This window comes from Streptomyces sp. NPDC056527, from assembly GCF_042794475.1.
Lineage (GTDB): Bacteria > Actinomycetota > Actinomycetes > Streptomycetales > Streptomycetaceae > Streptomyces.
On the sequence record NZ_JBHTTQ010000034.1, the window covers coordinates 54,433 to 67,093 of the forward strand.

Here is a 12,661-nt window from a genome sequence, read left to right on the forward strand (position 1 = left end):
GCTCAGCCTCGGGTCAGCTTCTTGTACGTGGCACGGTGCGGACGGGCCGCGTCCGGGCCGAGCCGCTCGATCTTGTTCTTCTCGTAGGACTCGAAGTTGCCCTCGAACCAGTACCACTTCGACTCGCCCTCGTACGCGAGGATGTGCGTCGCGACCCGGTCGAGGAACCAGCGGTCGTGGGAGATGACCACGGCCGCACCCGGGAACTCCAGGAGCGCGTTCTCGAGCGAGGACAGGGTCTCGACGTCGAGGTCGTTGGTCGGCTCGTCGAGGAGCAGCAGGTTGCCGCCCTGCTTGAGGGTGAGCGCGAGGTTCAGGCGGTTGCGCTCACCGCCGGAGAGGACGCCGGCCGGCTTCTGCTGGTCCGGCCCCTTGAAACCGAAGGCGGACACATACGCACGGGACGGCATCTCGACCTGGCCGACGTTGATGTAGTCCAGCTCGTCGGAGACGACGGCCCACAGCGTCTTCTTGGGGTCGATGTTGGCGCGGCTCTGGTCGACGTACGAGATCTTGACGGTCTCGCCGACCTTGACGGAACCGGAGTCCGGGGTCTCCAGACCCTGCAGCATCTTGAACAGCGTGGTCTTGCCGGCGCCGTTCGGGCCGATGACGCCGACGATGCCGTTACGGGGCAGCGTGAAGCTGAGGTCGTCGATGAGGACCTTGTCGCCGAAGGCCTTCGAGAGGTTGTTGACCTCGACGACGATGGAGCCCAGGCGCGGGCCCGGCGGGATCTGGATCTCCTCGAAGTCCAGCTTCCGCATCTTGTCGGCCTCGGCGGCCATCTCCTCGTAGCGAGCGAGACGGGCCTTGGACTTGGCCTGACGCCCCTTGGCGTTCGACCGCACCCACTCGAGCTCTTCCTTCAGACGCTTCGCGCGCTTGGCGTCCTTCTGGCCCTCGACCTTGAGGCGGGTGGCCTTGTTCTCCAGGTAGGTGGAGTAGTTGCCCTCGTAGGGGTGGGCGCGACCACGGTCGAGCTCCAGGATCCACTGGGCCACGTTGTCGAGGAAGTACCGGTCGTGGGTGACGGCGACGACGGTGCCGGGGTACTTGGCGAGGTGCTGCTCCAGCCACTGCACGGACTCGGCGTCCAGGTGGTTGGTGGGCTCGTCGAGGAGGAGCAGGTCGGGCGCCTCCAGGAGCAGCTTGCAGAGCGCGACGCGGCGCTTCTCGCCACCGGAGAGGTTGACGACCGGCCAGTCACCGGGCGGGCAGCCCAGCGCGTCCATGGCCTGCTCGAGCTGCGCGTCGAGGTCCCAGGCGTTGGCGTGGTCCAGGTCCTCCTGGAGCTTGCCCATCTCCTCCATCAGCGCGTCCGAGTAGTCGGTCGCCATGAGCTCGGCGACCTCGTTGAAGCGGTGAAGCTTCCCCATGATCTCGGCGGCGCCGTCCTGGACGTTCTGGAGGACGGTCTTGGACTCGTCGAGCGGCGGCTCCTGGAGCAGCATGCCGACGGTGTAGCCGGGCGACAGGAAGGCGTCACCGTTGGACGGCTGCTCAAGACCGGCCATGATCTTGAGGACGGTGGACTTACCGGCACCGTTCGGGCCGACCACACCGATCTTCGCACCGGGCAGGAAGCTCAGCGTCACGTCATCGAGGATGACCTTGTCGCCGTGCGCCTTGCGCGTCTTGCGCATCGTGTAGATGTACTCAGCCAAGAGAAACCGTCCGGCAAAGAGTGAGTGGGCAGATACACCCCATCTTGCCTGACCGCCACCCCTGGGAGCGAACCAGTAGGCGGTGGACGCCCTGACCTGCGACTTCCCGAATCACCCCGGTAGTCGACCTGTCACCGTTGGTCGCCATCAGTCACCTCTGAGCCCCCTCGTACGGCCCACAGACGGCCCAGCCATCGCCGCTCGCAGACTGCGGGCGGGCCGTTTCGGCCCTCTGCCGGGGAGCCCCTGCTGCCCGCCTCCCCCGCTCTTCCCCCTCCGTACGGGCACGGATCGGGCACGGCGCAGTGGGCTAGTCGTGCCGGGCGAGCTTGGCCGCTGAGACGAGCAGGATCAGGGCGAGCGCGGGAATGAGGACCTGGTCCGAGAACACCCCGAGCAGCAGGCCGCCCAGGACAGCTCCGGTGACCGATCCAGCGATCATGACCACGGTGAAGCGGAGATTGGCACGGAGCACCGAGAAGCTGCCGTCCCGGCTGTAGCGCGCGAAGGCAACGAGCATGGTCGGCAGGGACACCACGAGGGAGAGGCTTCCGGCCGTTTTGATGTCGGCTCCGAAGAGCAGCACGATCGTCGGGATCAGCAGCTCGCCGCCGGCCACTCCCATGATGGCGGCGACCACTCCGATGCCGAATCCGGCTACGACCCCACTGGGAATCTGAGCCCACAGCGGCAGGGAGAGTGTCCCGAGCGTGGTGTTGTGCGTGATGAGCAGGGCTGCGGCCATGAGCACCATCAGCCCGGCGAGCACCTTGTAGAGGGTCGCGCTGCGCATCCGGATTGCCCAGGACGCTCCCGCCCAGGCCCCCAGCAGGCTTCCGGCCAGCAGGTTGACCGCGATAGGCCACTTCGCGGCGACCTCCGCGGCCGGTACCGCCACGAGTCGGGCGGGAAGAGCGACCAGGACGACGACCAGGCTCATCGCCTTGTTCAGGATGACCGCCGAGAGAGCTGCGAACCCGAAGAGACTGATCAGCAACGGCAGGCGGAACTCGGCACCGCCCAGCCCGATCATTCCTCCGAGGACCCCCACGGAGGCTCCCGCCCCGAACACCAGGGGCAGGGATCGTGTCGCGCGGGCAGGAATGAGGTCCTGGTCAGTGGCCATGACGGGCATCCTCGCGCCTGGCTCCTGCCGCAGGCTACGAACCGGCTCGCAGTTCGGGGGAAGGCACCGAAGGCCCTCCGTCCGTTCGTCGGCTCGTCCGAGCCACCACCCACCCCTAACTCCCATCCCGTCTGCCGTCGGCCCACACACCGTGGAGCGGGCGCGGTGCCGGGCGTCCAGGTGGAGCGCGCCACTGTACGAACGACCTGGACGCCCGGTGCCGTGTCTGCTCGGCTTGTCCTGGGTCGATGGCAGACGGGATGGGAGTTCCCCACCGCCACACTCCACCGGCCGGCACCCGCGTACGGCGCCCCCGCCATCCCGGAGCCTGAGGCCCCCGCCGGAGGCATGTCTTTGACCAGCGGCTCCCATCCCCGCAGCGCGTTTCCGGGGTCAGCCGAGGCTTTCCAGGCCCAGCTTGGCCAGGCGGGACCGGACGGCGCTGGGCTTACGGCCGAACTGCTCCCCCAGGGCTTCGAGGTCCCGCTCCCCTTGCTGGTAGCGGGCGAGTAGTTGCGCGTCATGCTCCTGGGTCCAGGAGTGGCCCATCTTGGGGTATCGGGCACGGAGTTCTTCGGGCGATTCCCGTTGCCTGCCCGGGTCGGCCTCGGGGTGTACCGATTCGATGATGTCGAGCGAGAAGTGGCCGACCTCGGTTCCGGTGAGCCAGAGCGTGAGGTGGGTGTTGTCGAAGGTGAGCCGGTCGGCGTGGACCGTCACGGCTCGGCGGAGTACATCGGTGTCGTTCGGGTCCTGGTGGTAGTCGCTGAACGTGACGCGGAAGGCTGTACGCGCTGCGGAGGTCTCCATGGGGCAAGGCTGCCCGCGGCTCCGCTTAGGCGGGAGATCGTTTCTAGCCTGCCCGCTGCACGTAGCGCGCCGCCGGGCGGGGCCGCCGCTGGCGAAGACAGTGGCGGCGGTCCCGCCGTAAAGGCGGCGCGCTCCCGCGCCGTGCGCGGGTCTTGATGAAGTAGAGAAACTCTCACCGCACCCACCCCCTGGCCCTCGGCTGGCCTGTCGGGGCGTCTGCTCGTTGGGCTACCGTGCCGTTCATGCCTTCTGCACTGGATACGCCCCTCGGAGCGGCTGAGCTGGCCGAATCCTTGTTGCCGCCGCTCGGGAATCGTTGGCTGCACACCCAAGCTGTTGCGGCTCGGGCTGTAGCGGCGTCGAAGGCTCTCCCCGAAGGAGAACGCGATCTACTCGTCGCTGCGGCATGGCTCCATGACATCGGATATGCGCCCGAGCTGCGCGATACGGGTTTCCACCCGCTTGACGGCGCCCGACACCTTGCATCGCTCGGTGCTCCCGACCGCCTCGTACGGCTCGTCGCTCATCACTCTGGCGCCGTATACGAAGCCGAGCAGCGCGGGCTATCTGCAGAACTCGCTGTGTACGAGCGGGAAGACTCCCCGGTCCTCGATGCGTTGATCTTCGCCGACATGACCACGGGACCGGCCGGCCAGCGTTTCGACTTTGACCGGCGCATCGACGAGATCCTTGTCCGGTACGAACCGGGCAGTGAGGTGCACACCGCGATCAGCAAGGCTCGGCCCTACCTGGGCGCCGCCGTCGGGCGAACCCTCGCGAGGCTGGCCGATCAGCCGATGTAAGGCTCGGTCTCGTCGGACAGGGCGCGGTCAATCCGCAGCCGCATCGACGGATGGATGTTCAGCTCGTCGAGCCGTTCCGGGATGACGAAGGCAACTTCCTTGCTCTCGCTGCTCGTGCGCAACTCGCCGCCGGTGATCTTCACGGTGAAGCAGATGGAGAACTGCTGGCGCACCTCGCCATCGTCGTACGCGATGACGTGAGCCGGGTTGGTGTAGAGACCGACCAGTCCGGTCACCTCGACGTCGAACCCGGTCTCTTCCTTCGTCTCGCGCACAGCGGCCGCGGCAACGGACTCGCCGACATCGACGCCCCCTCCGGGCAGAGCCCACAGGTCGTTGTCCGTCTTGTGGATCAGCAGCACAGCCCCGGCCTCGTTGAGAGCGACGGCCGTGACAGACGGAACGATGCTGTTCGCCTTCGGGGCGTTCGGGTCGTTGAAGTGATCGATGCGGGCCATACCTCCAGCGTCGCATGACCATGGCCGAATGCGGCTATGACGGAGTACCAAGCTCCCACGCGTAGTCGAAGCTCTTCATGTAGTGCCGGAACGTCCGGGCTCCGGGGATGTAGCGGAAGTGCAGCATCGGGTTCTGTCCGGCCGGCGCCCCGAGGACGTGCGGGTTGATCAGGACGTCGTCATCGAATCGATAGATCGAGTTGTAGAGGATCGTGTCGTGCAGCCGCACCTCGACACCCGGTGTCTTGGTTGCCGGTTCGAGGTATCGGCGGGTGATACGGGCGCGAGCTGCAAGGTCACTCCCGATGCCTTCCTCGTCGCCGCGCTGGCGGACCATCTCGGATTCAGGGTCGCCGAGAAGGATCCGGACCTGTGCGCCCGCGTTGGCCTTGTCCGAGAGCTGATCCGGCAGGTCGGGGTGGCTGTCGAACAGGAACAGTCCTGCGTACACCAGGATCTCGACGTGGCTGGTGGCCTGCTCGATGAGTGAGGACCAGAGTGCAGCCGGCACCGCTCCCCGATGCGGGTAGTACGTGACCAGTTCTGACGTGCTGGCTGTCTCTGCCTGCTTGGAGACCAAAGGCCAGAGGTAGACCTCATCGACTCCCAGGAAGCTCGACGCCTTCCAGCGGTGTCCGCGGTGTGGAGTCCGGTCCATCGTGATCCACCGCTCGACGCTCTTGGCGTCCACCCCTACGTGCTGGGCCAGCGACTGGATGGTCTCGCCCTTCGCCGAAATCGTCGCGCGAAGACGCTCGTTCGCCATTTCGTACCGTCCTCCCCTAGGACGTCAGGGACGTTTTGACGATAGCTCAGACGTCCCCAAACGTCCATACGGGCCGTGATGCGTCCATCACTTCCTGCGGTTTTCTGATCTCGCCGCCGAACGAGCGGTCTCGAACAAGCCTCGATCTCAGGAGACAAGACGATGCGTCAGATTCCCGTCGACACGTCCACCGCGATGGCGATGGTGGCCCAGCCCCCGACCCCGAAGATCGCGAACCGGCAGACCGGTGAGATCGCGACCGACCGCGAGACCGGCGCCACGCTCATGACGGTCGACGTCATGTTCGTCATGGACGGCAACGCCGAGATCCTGAGCCTGACCGTCCCGCAGACCGGCGTCTCCAATGACCTGACCATGGGCACCCCGGTCGCACTCACTGGTGTAATCGCCCGGCCGTGGGAGCGGGATGGCCGCCACGGAATCGCCTTCCGTGCGGTCGCCGTCACCCCGCTGACCGCCGCGAAGGCGGCCTGACCGTGAACGCCTTAACGGTCACGCTGGCGCTGGTCGCCACGGTCGCGCTGGTGCTGAAGTGGCAGCGACCGGCCTGGTACTGGATGACCTTCGGCATCTTCTTCGCCGTAGTCCGGGTCCTCGTCCGGTACTCCTCGGTCATGGACGCCTGTGGGCTGACTGTCCCGCCGTCCCGATTCCGCCTCGCCTTGGCCCGGATGGCGAACCGGCCCGTCCCGGAGCCGCGGGCCCCTCGGATTCTGCGCTTGCGGCCGACCCGGACCGGCCTGGTCTTGCGGGTGAAGCTGCGGCCTGGTCAGGACGCGTTCGACTTCTCCGCCGCTTCGGACCGGATGCGGCACTCGTACGGAATGCAGAACGTCACCACTCGGGAGATCAAGTCGGGTGTGGTCGAGCTGCGGATGACCGGCTATGACGTCCTCAAGCGCGTCCAGATGCCTGCTCTCGCTGGTGGTGGGGTGATGCGGGTGCCGGTCGCCATGCGGGAGGACGGAGAGGTCTACTACCGCGACTACCGGCAGAGTCCTCACGCACTGAACGTCGGCGCCACCCAGTCCGGCAAGTCTGTCTATCAGCGCAACCTCGTGGCCAGCCTCGCCACGCAGGACGTCGCCCTGGTCGGCATCGACTGCAAGCAGGGTGTGGAACTCGCCCCGCTCGCCCGCCGGTTCACCGCGCTGGCTGACAACCCGGACACCGCGGCTGAACTACTGGATGCGCTCGTCGAGCACATGGTGGACGTCTACCAGCTCATCCGCCGCGAGCAGCGGCTGAGTGCCGACGTCCCGGATGCGGAGATCACGGCCGACATCTGGGACCTGCCCGACCACCTGCGCCCGACCCCGATCGTGCTGCTGGTCGATGAGGTCGCTGAACTCGCCCTGTTCGCCACGAAGGAGGAAGAGAAGCGCCGGGACCGCATCATCACCGCGCTGGTGCGGCTCGCCCAGCTCGGCCGCGCCGCCGGGATCTATCTGGAGATCTGCGGGCAGCGCTTCGGCTCCGAACTCGGCAAGGGGATCACCATGCTCCGAGCCCAGCTCACCGGCCGTACCGCCCACCGCGTCAACGACGAGACCTCGGCGAACATGGCCTTCGGCGATGTCTCCCCGGATGCCGTCCTCGCCACCATCCAGATCCGCACCGACCGCCCCGGAACCGCGGTTGCCGGTGACTCCTCCGGCGGCTGGGTCCGCATCCGCACCCCGCACCTCACGCTCCGCCGGGCCGTGAACACCTGCAACGCCCACGCGCACCGCACCCCGGAGATCCCCGCGCTGGACGCCTTCCGGCCCGCCCTGCCGAGCCTGGTCAAGGCCCCCGCCCCGGCAGCCGATACGGCTCCCGCGCTCGCCTGACACACCCCGCCCCACCGGTCGGCGTGACCGCCTCACGCCACGTCCCTACCCCACCCATGCCCGAAACCGGAAGGAGGACCCGCGATGCGCCCCACGCTCCGACCGGACGCCGTCCTCGTACAGGCCGTGATCGCCGGTGCCCTGTCCTTCGCCCACCTGCACGACCTTGCCGCAGCCGCCGGACAGACGGGCTGGAAGGCGTGGGCCTACCCCGTCTCCGTCGACCTCCTGTTGGTCGCCGCCTGGCGCCGCCTTCGCACCCTGCGGGCCGCCGGCGCCTCCGCCCGCTCGGCCTGGACCTGGTTCACCGTGGCCCTGGCCGCCTCACTCGGCGCGAACGTCGCCACCGCCGGCCTCCTTGACCTCGGCCACGTCCCCGACTGGCTGCGCATCCTGGTCGCCGGATGGCCCGCCCTCGCGTTCCTCGGCGGCACCCTCCTCGTCCACACCCCGGCCCCCACGGCAGAGCCGAGGACCGCTGCCGCGGACCCCGTGGAGCCTCCGGCGGCCGAAACGGTCGTCGAGCGAGACGACACTGCCGAGCTGGAACCCGAGCCCGCTCCCGTCCCGGCTCTGCCCACCGTCGAACCCGACCCGGCACCCGAGCCCATCCCCGCTCCGCCCGCTGTGGCTGTTCCGCCGGCGCTGGTCGCCCACGCCCGGAAGGTCGCCGACGAGCACCAGTCCCGCACCGGCTCGCCGATCGACACCGACACCCTGCGCGCCCGCCTCGGTGTCCCGCCCGTGATGGCCGACGCCATCGCCGCACAACTCGCCTGAAAGGAGAACGCCCGATGCCTGCCCGCGACTTCTTCCACTCCGTGATGCGGATCGGCCCCGTGCAGATCGGCACCCACCGCGACCGCCACGGACGCACCAAGCACGCCGCCGCCTGCACCGCCGATGACTGCGGCTGGTCCGCCGACTACTCCAACCAGTCCGCCGCCCAGCTCGCCGCCCGCACCCACCGCTGCCAGCCCCGCTAACCGCGAAGGAGACCCGCGTCATGGACGTCCCGCTCTGGCTCGCCCTGATCGTCGTCGGCGCCCTCGGCATCAAGCTCATCCGCCCGCCCTGGTGGCTCGTCGCCGTGATCCTCCTCGGCGGCTACCTCCTCGCCGACAGCGTCCTCGCCCCACTCATCGACAACACCATCAACCAGTAGGGAGAACCGCCATGCTCCGACCGCGCATCCCGGTCAACCCGCTCCCCACCGGCCTCGTCACCCCGCTCGTCCAGCCGACCACCACGACCGACATCGAGCCCCGCAACGACGTTCAGCCGATGGCCTGCAACCACGACCACGCCCCGGCGCCCGCCTCGGCCCCGCCCCGAGTTCAGGTGCCGGCCGTCCGGCTCACGCCGACCGGCCTCGTCACGGTCGTGGCCGGTGGTGCCGGCGTCGTCCTGATCGTCGGCACGGTCCTGGTCTCCATGCTCCTCGCCGTCGCCATCAGCGCCGCCTCGGTCGCCGTCTGCGCCGTCGTCCTGCGCTCGCTCCTCAACGGCCAGCACAAGCGCTGACCGGCCCCCGGGCGGCCTCAACCGCCAAGTCTCCGCCGCCCGGGAGCCACGCCCCCTGTCCGATCCACAGAACCGGAAGGAACCCGCCCATCATGGCCCACCACAACCACACCCCGGCCCGGATCTGCTCGAACTGCGACGGACACGCCTCCGTCGCCATCACCCTCGGCGGCCGCGACCACTCGGGCCACCTCCGCACCATCACCGCCCACTGCCCTACCTGCCACGGCACCGGCACCCGCCTGGTCCGCCACCCGCTCACGATCCCGGCCGGGCGGTGAACGGCATGTCGAAGCTGACACCCACCCCTGCCAGTCCGGGTCTCCACGTGGTCAAGCCTTCGCCCAGCGTTCCGGCAGTCGGCTCATACGCGTGTGGCTGCGGCCAGACCGGCAGCGCGACCGGCGACGACAACGTCCGCGGCCTGGTCGACGACTACACCGCCCACAAGCAGGCCCACAGCCAGGAAGGGAAGTGACTGCCGTGGAAATCCGGATGCCCTTCACTCGCACGTACTCCGACCCTGCTGACTCCGACGACACGGTGAAGAAGATCGCCGCCGCACAGAAGGGGCGGCGCTGGTGAACGACACCGCCACACTGGCGGGCCTGGACCCGGCCACCCTGAGCGACATGCTTCGGGTGGCCGGGGCTCCCGGTTTCGACCGCTGGAAGGACCAGATCCACCGCACCGGTGGATGCTCGAACCCGATTCACCTGACCGGCTGGACGCTGGCCCAGGACAAGACCAGTGGTGAGACTCTGCACCGCTACTCCACCGAGACCGAGCCGGGTGGGCGGCTTCGGGTCGCCTGTGGCAACCGCCGTGCTTCCCGCTGCCCCGCCTGCGCCTGGACGTACGCCGGAGACACCTATCACCTCATCCGCGCCGGCCTCGCAGGAGACGACCGCCGCGACATCCCCGCCGCCGTACGGGACCACCCCCGGGTCTTCCTCACCCTCACCGCGCCGTCCTTCGGCCCCGTCCACAACCGCCCCGGCACCCGGGCCTGCCACTGCGGCACCCGCCATCCCGAGGACTCGCCCGAGCTGGGTACTCCGCTCGACCCCGAGTCGTACGACTACGCCGGCGCCGTGCTCTTCAACAACCACGCCGGACAGCTCTGGGACCGCTTCGCCAAACGGCTCCGCCGGGAGATCGCCGCATCCGCCGGACTCTCCCAACGCGCTCTCAAGGAGGTCGTCCGGCTCTCCTACGGGAAGGTCGCCGAATTCCAGAAGCGCGGAGCTGTCCACTTCCACGCAGTGATCCGCCTCGACGGACCCGACGGCCCGGACTCACCGCCCCCGCACTGGGCCACCACCGAACTGCTCACCAACGCGATCCAGGCCGCTGCCGCCCACGCCTACACGACCGTCACCGTCCCCGCCGCCGGCGACCAGCCGTTACGCCGCCTTCGCTGGGGCACCCAGCTCGACATCCGACCCGTCAAAGCCTTCGGGGACGGCTCCGACATCACAGAACAGGCCGTCGCCTCCTACATCGCCAAGTACGCCACCAAAGCCGCCGAGACCACCGGCAGCCTCGACCGCCGCATCGGCAACCGCGAAGCGCTCTTACTCCTGGGAGTCCCCGACCACACCCGCCGCCTCGTCGAAGCCTGCTTCGACCTCGAACCGCTCTACCCCGACCGGCGCCTGATGGCCTGGGCCCACATGCTCGGCTTCCGCGGCCACTTCAGCTCCAAGTCCCGGCAGTACTCGACCACTCTCAGCGAGCTACGACAGACCCGCGCCGAGTACCGCGCCGCTCAAGAACGCACCGCCCGCGGACTCGACGACATTGAACCGGACACCGTCCTCGTCCTCGCCTCCTGGGCCTATGCCGGCCAAGGCCACACCCCCGGCGAAGCAGCCCTTGCCGCGTCCATCGCCCGGGACATCCAGCTCAACCGCGAGACCGCCCGCGAAGCCCTACGCGCACTACCTGACGAGAAGGAGTGGTGACCATGCCGCAGAGCCTCCCCGACCGGTACCTGACCCCGGCCGACGTCGCCGAACTCCTCGGCGTCCCCATCGAGACCATCTACCAGTGGCGCCGGAAGCGCGTTGGGCCCCGAGGCTTCCGTGTCGGGCGGCACGTGCGGTTCGACCCCAACGACATTCGTGCGTGGGTCGAGTCGCAAATGGAAGGGGCTGCCGCCTGATGGCCGGTCACATCCAGGACCGCTGGTTCCGGGTCGAGACCGGCCCCGACGGCAAGCCGGTCAAGGTCAAGACGGACCGCTATGGCACGGGTATGCGCTACCGCGCCCGCTACATCGGGCCCGATGGTACGGAGAAGAGCAAGAGCTTCCCGGACAAGCAGAAGCGCCTGGCCGACCTCTGGCTGACCAACATCGAAGCCGACATGGCGCGCGGTCAGTACATCGACCCCAAGGCCAGTCGGACCACCTTTCGGGAGTACGCCGAGCGCTGGATCGCCGCGCTCACCACCGATCTGAGCAGCCGTGCCGCCGTGGAGGGGCGCCTGCGGCTTCATGCGCTGCCGTACCTCGGGGGCCGTCCGATCGGCTCGTTCCAGGCGGAGCACATCCGCGACTGGGGCCGACAGCTGGAAGAGACCGTGGGGTCAGCCTCGTACCGGCGGCTGATCTTCGACGCGGTGTCCTCGGTGCTGAACGCTGCCGTGGATGACCGGCTCCTCGCTTCCAACCCGTGCCGGGCCCGCTCGGTCAAGGCTCCTCGGCCGGCGCCGACTCGGGTTCATCCCTGGTCTGCCGCTCAGGTCTTCGGGGTGCGTGCGGGACTTCCTGAGCGGTTCCAGGCCGTTGCAGACGTCGGTGGCGGGTGCGGCCTCCGGCAAGGGGAGATCTTCGGCCTGGCGGTCGACAACATCGGTGACCTCGGCTGGCTCTACGTGCGGCAGCAGGTCAAGAAGGTGCGTGGTGGGCTCGTGTTCGCTCCGCCCAAGCGCGGGAAGCTCCGGGACGTGCCGCTCGACCCTGAGGTCTCGGCGGCCCTCCAGGAGCACATGAGGCGCTTCCCTCCCGTCGACGTCACCCTGCCCTGGCTGACGCCGAGCGGGCCGAAGGTGACACACCAGCTCGTCTTCACGGCCGCCGCCGGCACCGCGCTCTGGAGCAACGCCTTCAACGACCAGACGTGGAAGCCTGCGCTCGCCTCTGCCGGGATCATCCCCATCCCCGAGAAGGGGCACCGCTACGCCGCCGCCCGCGAGCACGGGATGCATGCGCTGCGGCACTTCTACGCCTCCGTCCTCCTGGACGCCGGCGAGAACATCAAGGCGCTGAGTCTCTATCTCGGGCACAGCGACCCAGGGTTCACGCTCCGGGTGTACACGCACCTGATGCCGAGCAGCGAGACGCGGACCCGGAAGGCCATCTCCGCGATGTACCGGGCCGCCGGTCACGCTCACGACGGCCCAGAGACGGCCCAGGCTGCCTGACACGGCCCCTCATCGGCGGGAAACCTGCTGGTGAGGGGCTGTTTTGTGCCCTCGATCGGAGAGAAACACCCCATCTTGCCTGACCGCCACCCCTGGGAGCGAACCAGTACCCGGGGGAACCGCTGACCTGCGGGTTCCCGGATCACCCCGGTAGCGGATCCGTCACCGTCGGTCGCCCTCGGTCACCCAGGACAGAGCGAGACGGCCCCGGTGCGCGGTGCGCAC

General features: G+C 68.6%; 17 protein-coding genes. 12 read left to right on the plus strand and 5 right to left on the minus strand.

What is annotated here, in order from left to right; all coding sequences use genetic code 11:
* Positions 1–2: 2 nt before the first annotated feature.
* The 3 genes from ettA to ACFQ7Q_RS18565 all read right to left on the minus strand — a co-directional run bounded on the left by ettA (position 3) and on the right by ACFQ7Q_RS18565 (position 3,603).
* Positions 3–1,667, minus strand: a complete 1,665-nt coding sequence (ettA, locus tag ACFQ7Q_RS18555; protein WP_383556123.1) for an energy-dependent translational throttle protein EttA — start codon at positions 1,665–1,667, stop codon at positions 3–5.
* Between the two features lie 310 nt (positions 1,668–1,977).
* Positions 1,978–2,793 carry a sulfite exporter TauE/SafE family protein gene (locus tag ACFQ7Q_RS18560; RefSeq protein ID WP_383556125.1) on the minus strand — a complete coding sequence of 272 codons (816 nt, stop codon included), beginning with the start codon at positions 2,791–2,793 and terminating at the stop codon, positions 1,978–1,980.
* A 393-nt stretch (positions 2,794–3,186) separates the two neighbouring features.
* Complete coding sequence (locus tag ACFQ7Q_RS18565; RefSeq protein WP_383556128.1) at positions 3,187–3,603, minus strand: hypothetical protein; 417 nt, start codon at positions 3,601–3,603, stop codon at positions 3,187–3,189.
* Between the two features lie 242 nt (positions 3,604–3,845).
* Between ACFQ7Q_RS18565 and ACFQ7Q_RS18570 the strand changes: the two genes are divergently transcribed.
* Entirely contained in the window at positions 3,846–4,406 is a 561-nt protein-coding gene (locus ACFQ7Q_RS18570) for an HD domain-containing protein (RefSeq protein ID WP_383556131.1), read from the plus strand.
* On the opposite strand, the gene ACFQ7Q_RS18575 is transcribed toward ACFQ7Q_RS18570, so the two are convergent.
* Together ACFQ7Q_RS18575 and ACFQ7Q_RS18580 are read right to left on the minus strand one after the other, a co-directional pair.
* Positions 4,394–4,864 (minus strand): NUDIX hydrolase, encoded by a 471-nt coding sequence (locus ACFQ7Q_RS18575; RefSeq protein WP_383556134.1) that lies wholly within the window; start codon positions 4,862–4,864, stop codon positions 4,394–4,396. The two genes, ACFQ7Q_RS18570 and ACFQ7Q_RS18575, sit on opposite strands and share 13 nt — an antisense overlap.
* 34 nt (positions 4,865–4,898) lie before the next feature.
* Complete coding sequence (locus tag ACFQ7Q_RS18580) at positions 4,899–5,630, minus strand: XRE family transcriptional regulator (protein ID WP_383556137.1); 732 nt, start codon at positions 5,628–5,630, stop codon at positions 4,899–4,901.
* A 162-nt stretch (positions 5,631–5,792) separates the two neighbouring features.
* Between ACFQ7Q_RS18580 and ACFQ7Q_RS18585 the strand changes: the two genes are divergently transcribed.
* The 11 genes from ACFQ7Q_RS18585 to ACFQ7Q_RS18635 all read left to right on the plus strand — a co-directional run bounded on the left by ACFQ7Q_RS18585 (position 5,793) and on the right by ACFQ7Q_RS18635 (position 12,436).
* The gene (locus ACFQ7Q_RS18585; protein WP_383556139.1) at positions 5,793–6,125 is read left to right on the plus strand and encodes a hypothetical protein; all 333 of its coding nucleotides are present in this window, start codon (positions 5,793–5,795) and stop codon (positions 6,123–6,125) included.
* Between the two features lie 2 nt (positions 6,126–6,127).
* Positions 6,128–7,483 carry an FtsK/SpoIIIE domain-containing protein gene (locus tag ACFQ7Q_RS18590; RefSeq protein ID WP_383556141.1) on the plus strand — a complete coding sequence of 452 codons (1,356 nt, stop codon included), beginning with the start codon at positions 6,128–6,130 and terminating at the stop codon, positions 7,481–7,483.
* An 84-nt stretch (positions 7,484–7,567) separates the two neighbouring features.
* Positions 7,568–8,263, plus strand: a complete 696-nt coding sequence (locus tag ACFQ7Q_RS18595) for a DUF2637 domain-containing protein (RefSeq protein WP_383556144.1) — start codon at positions 7,568–7,570, stop codon at positions 8,261–8,263.
* Between the two features lie 14 nt (positions 8,264–8,277).
* Positions 8,278–8,469, plus strand: a complete 192-nt coding sequence (locus ACFQ7Q_RS18600) for a mobile element transfer protein (RefSeq protein ID WP_383556147.1) — start codon at positions 8,278–8,280, stop codon at positions 8,467–8,469.
* Between the two features lie 20 nt (positions 8,470–8,489).
* Entirely contained in the window at positions 8,490–8,648 is a 159-nt protein-coding gene (locus ACFQ7Q_RS18605; RefSeq protein WP_376440169.1) for a hypothetical protein, read from the plus strand.
* Positions 8,649–8,659: 11 nt separating this feature from the next.
* Complete coding sequence (locus ACFQ7Q_RS18610) at positions 8,660–9,007, plus strand: SpdD-like protein (RefSeq protein ID WP_383556151.1); 348 nt, start codon at positions 8,660–8,662, stop codon at positions 9,005–9,007.
* 92 nt (positions 9,008–9,099) lie between these two features.
* Entirely contained in the window at positions 9,100–9,288 is a 189-nt protein-coding gene (locus ACFQ7Q_RS18615) for a hypothetical protein (protein ID WP_383556154.1), read from the plus strand.
* A 5-nt stretch (positions 9,289–9,293) separates the two neighbouring features.
* Positions 9,294–9,485, plus strand: coding sequence for a hypothetical protein (locus tag ACFQ7Q_RS18620; RefSeq protein WP_383556156.1), 192 nt, complete (start codon positions 9,294–9,296; stop codon positions 9,483–9,485).
* Positions 9,486–9,588: 103 nt separating this feature from the next.
* On the plus strand, positions 9,589–10,974 hold the full coding sequence (repSA, locus tag ACFQ7Q_RS18625; protein WP_383556159.1) for a replication initiator protein RepSA: 1,386 nt from the start codon (positions 9,589–9,591) through the stop codon (positions 10,972–10,974).
* 2 nt (positions 10,975–10,976) lie between these two features.
* Positions 10,977–11,174 carry a helix-turn-helix transcriptional regulator gene (locus ACFQ7Q_RS18630; RefSeq protein WP_383556161.1) on the plus strand — a complete coding sequence of 66 codons (198 nt, stop codon included), beginning with the start codon at positions 10,977–10,979 and terminating at the stop codon, positions 11,172–11,174.
* Complete coding sequence (locus ACFQ7Q_RS18635) at positions 11,174–12,436, plus strand: tyrosine-type recombinase/integrase (protein ID WP_383556163.1); 1,263 nt, start codon at positions 11,174–11,176, stop codon at positions 12,434–12,436. Before ACFQ7Q_RS18630 ends, ACFQ7Q_RS18635 begins: the two co-directional genes overlap by 1 nt.
* The last annotated feature ends 225 nt before the right edge of the window (positions 12,437–12,661 follow it).

What these genes read in the sequence shown, in the direction of transcription:
- ACFQ7Q_RS18600 (WP_383556147.1), top strand. Translation starts at nt 8,278, where the DNA reads ATGCCTGCCCGCGACTTCTTCCACTCCGTGATGCGGATCGGCCCCGTG.
- ACFQ7Q_RS18580 (WP_383556137.1), bottom strand. Translation starts at nt 5,630, where the DNA reads ATGGCGAACGAGCGTCTTCGCGCGACGATTTCGGCGAAGGGCGAGACC.
- ACFQ7Q_RS18620 (WP_383556156.1), top strand. Translation starts at nt 9,294, where the DNA reads ATGTCGAAGCTGACACCCACCCCTGCCAGTCCGGGTCTCCACGTGGTC.
- ACFQ7Q_RS18565 (WP_383556128.1), bottom strand. Translation starts at nt 3,603, where the DNA reads ATGGAGACCTCCGCAGCGCGTACAGCCTTCCGCGTCACGTTCAGCGAC.
- ACFQ7Q_RS18635 (WP_383556163.1), top strand. Translation starts at nt 11,174, where the DNA reads ATGGCCGGTCACATCCAGGACCGCTGGTTCCGGGTCGAGACCGGCCCC.
- ACFQ7Q_RS18595 (WP_383556144.1), top strand. Translation starts at nt 7,568, where the DNA reads ATGCGCCCCACGCTCCGACCGGACGCCGTCCTCGTACAGGCCGTGATC.
- ACFQ7Q_RS18575 (WP_383556134.1), bottom strand. Translation starts at nt 4,864, where the DNA reads ATGGCCCGCATCGATCACTTCAACGACCCGAACGCCCCGAAGGCGAAC.
- ACFQ7Q_RS18630 (WP_383556161.1), top strand. Translation starts at nt 10,977, where the DNA reads ATGCCGCAGAGCCTCCCCGACCGGTACCTGACCCCGGCCGACGTCGCC.
- ACFQ7Q_RS18610 (WP_383556151.1), top strand. Translation starts at nt 8,660, where the DNA reads ATGCTCCGACCGCGCATCCCGGTCAACCCGCTCCCCACCGGCCTCGTC.
- ACFQ7Q_RS18570 (WP_383556131.1), top strand. Translation starts at nt 3,846, where the DNA reads ATGCCTTCTGCACTGGATACGCCCCTCGGAGCGGCTGAGCTGGCCGAA.
- ACFQ7Q_RS18615 (WP_383556154.1), top strand. Translation starts at nt 9,100, where the DNA reads ATGGCCCACCACAACCACACCCCGGCCCGGATCTGCTCGAACTGCGAC.
- ACFQ7Q_RS18585 (WP_383556139.1), top strand. Translation starts at nt 5,793, where the DNA reads ATGCGTCAGATTCCCGTCGACACGTCCACCGCGATGGCGATGGTGGCC.
- ACFQ7Q_RS18560 (WP_383556125.1), bottom strand. Translation starts at nt 2,793, where the DNA reads ATGGCCACTGACCAGGACCTCATTCCTGCCCGCGCGACACGATCCCTG.
- ACFQ7Q_RS18605 (WP_376440169.1), top strand. Translation starts at nt 8,490, where the DNA reads ATGGACGTCCCGCTCTGGCTCGCCCTGATCGTCGTCGGCGCCCTCGGC.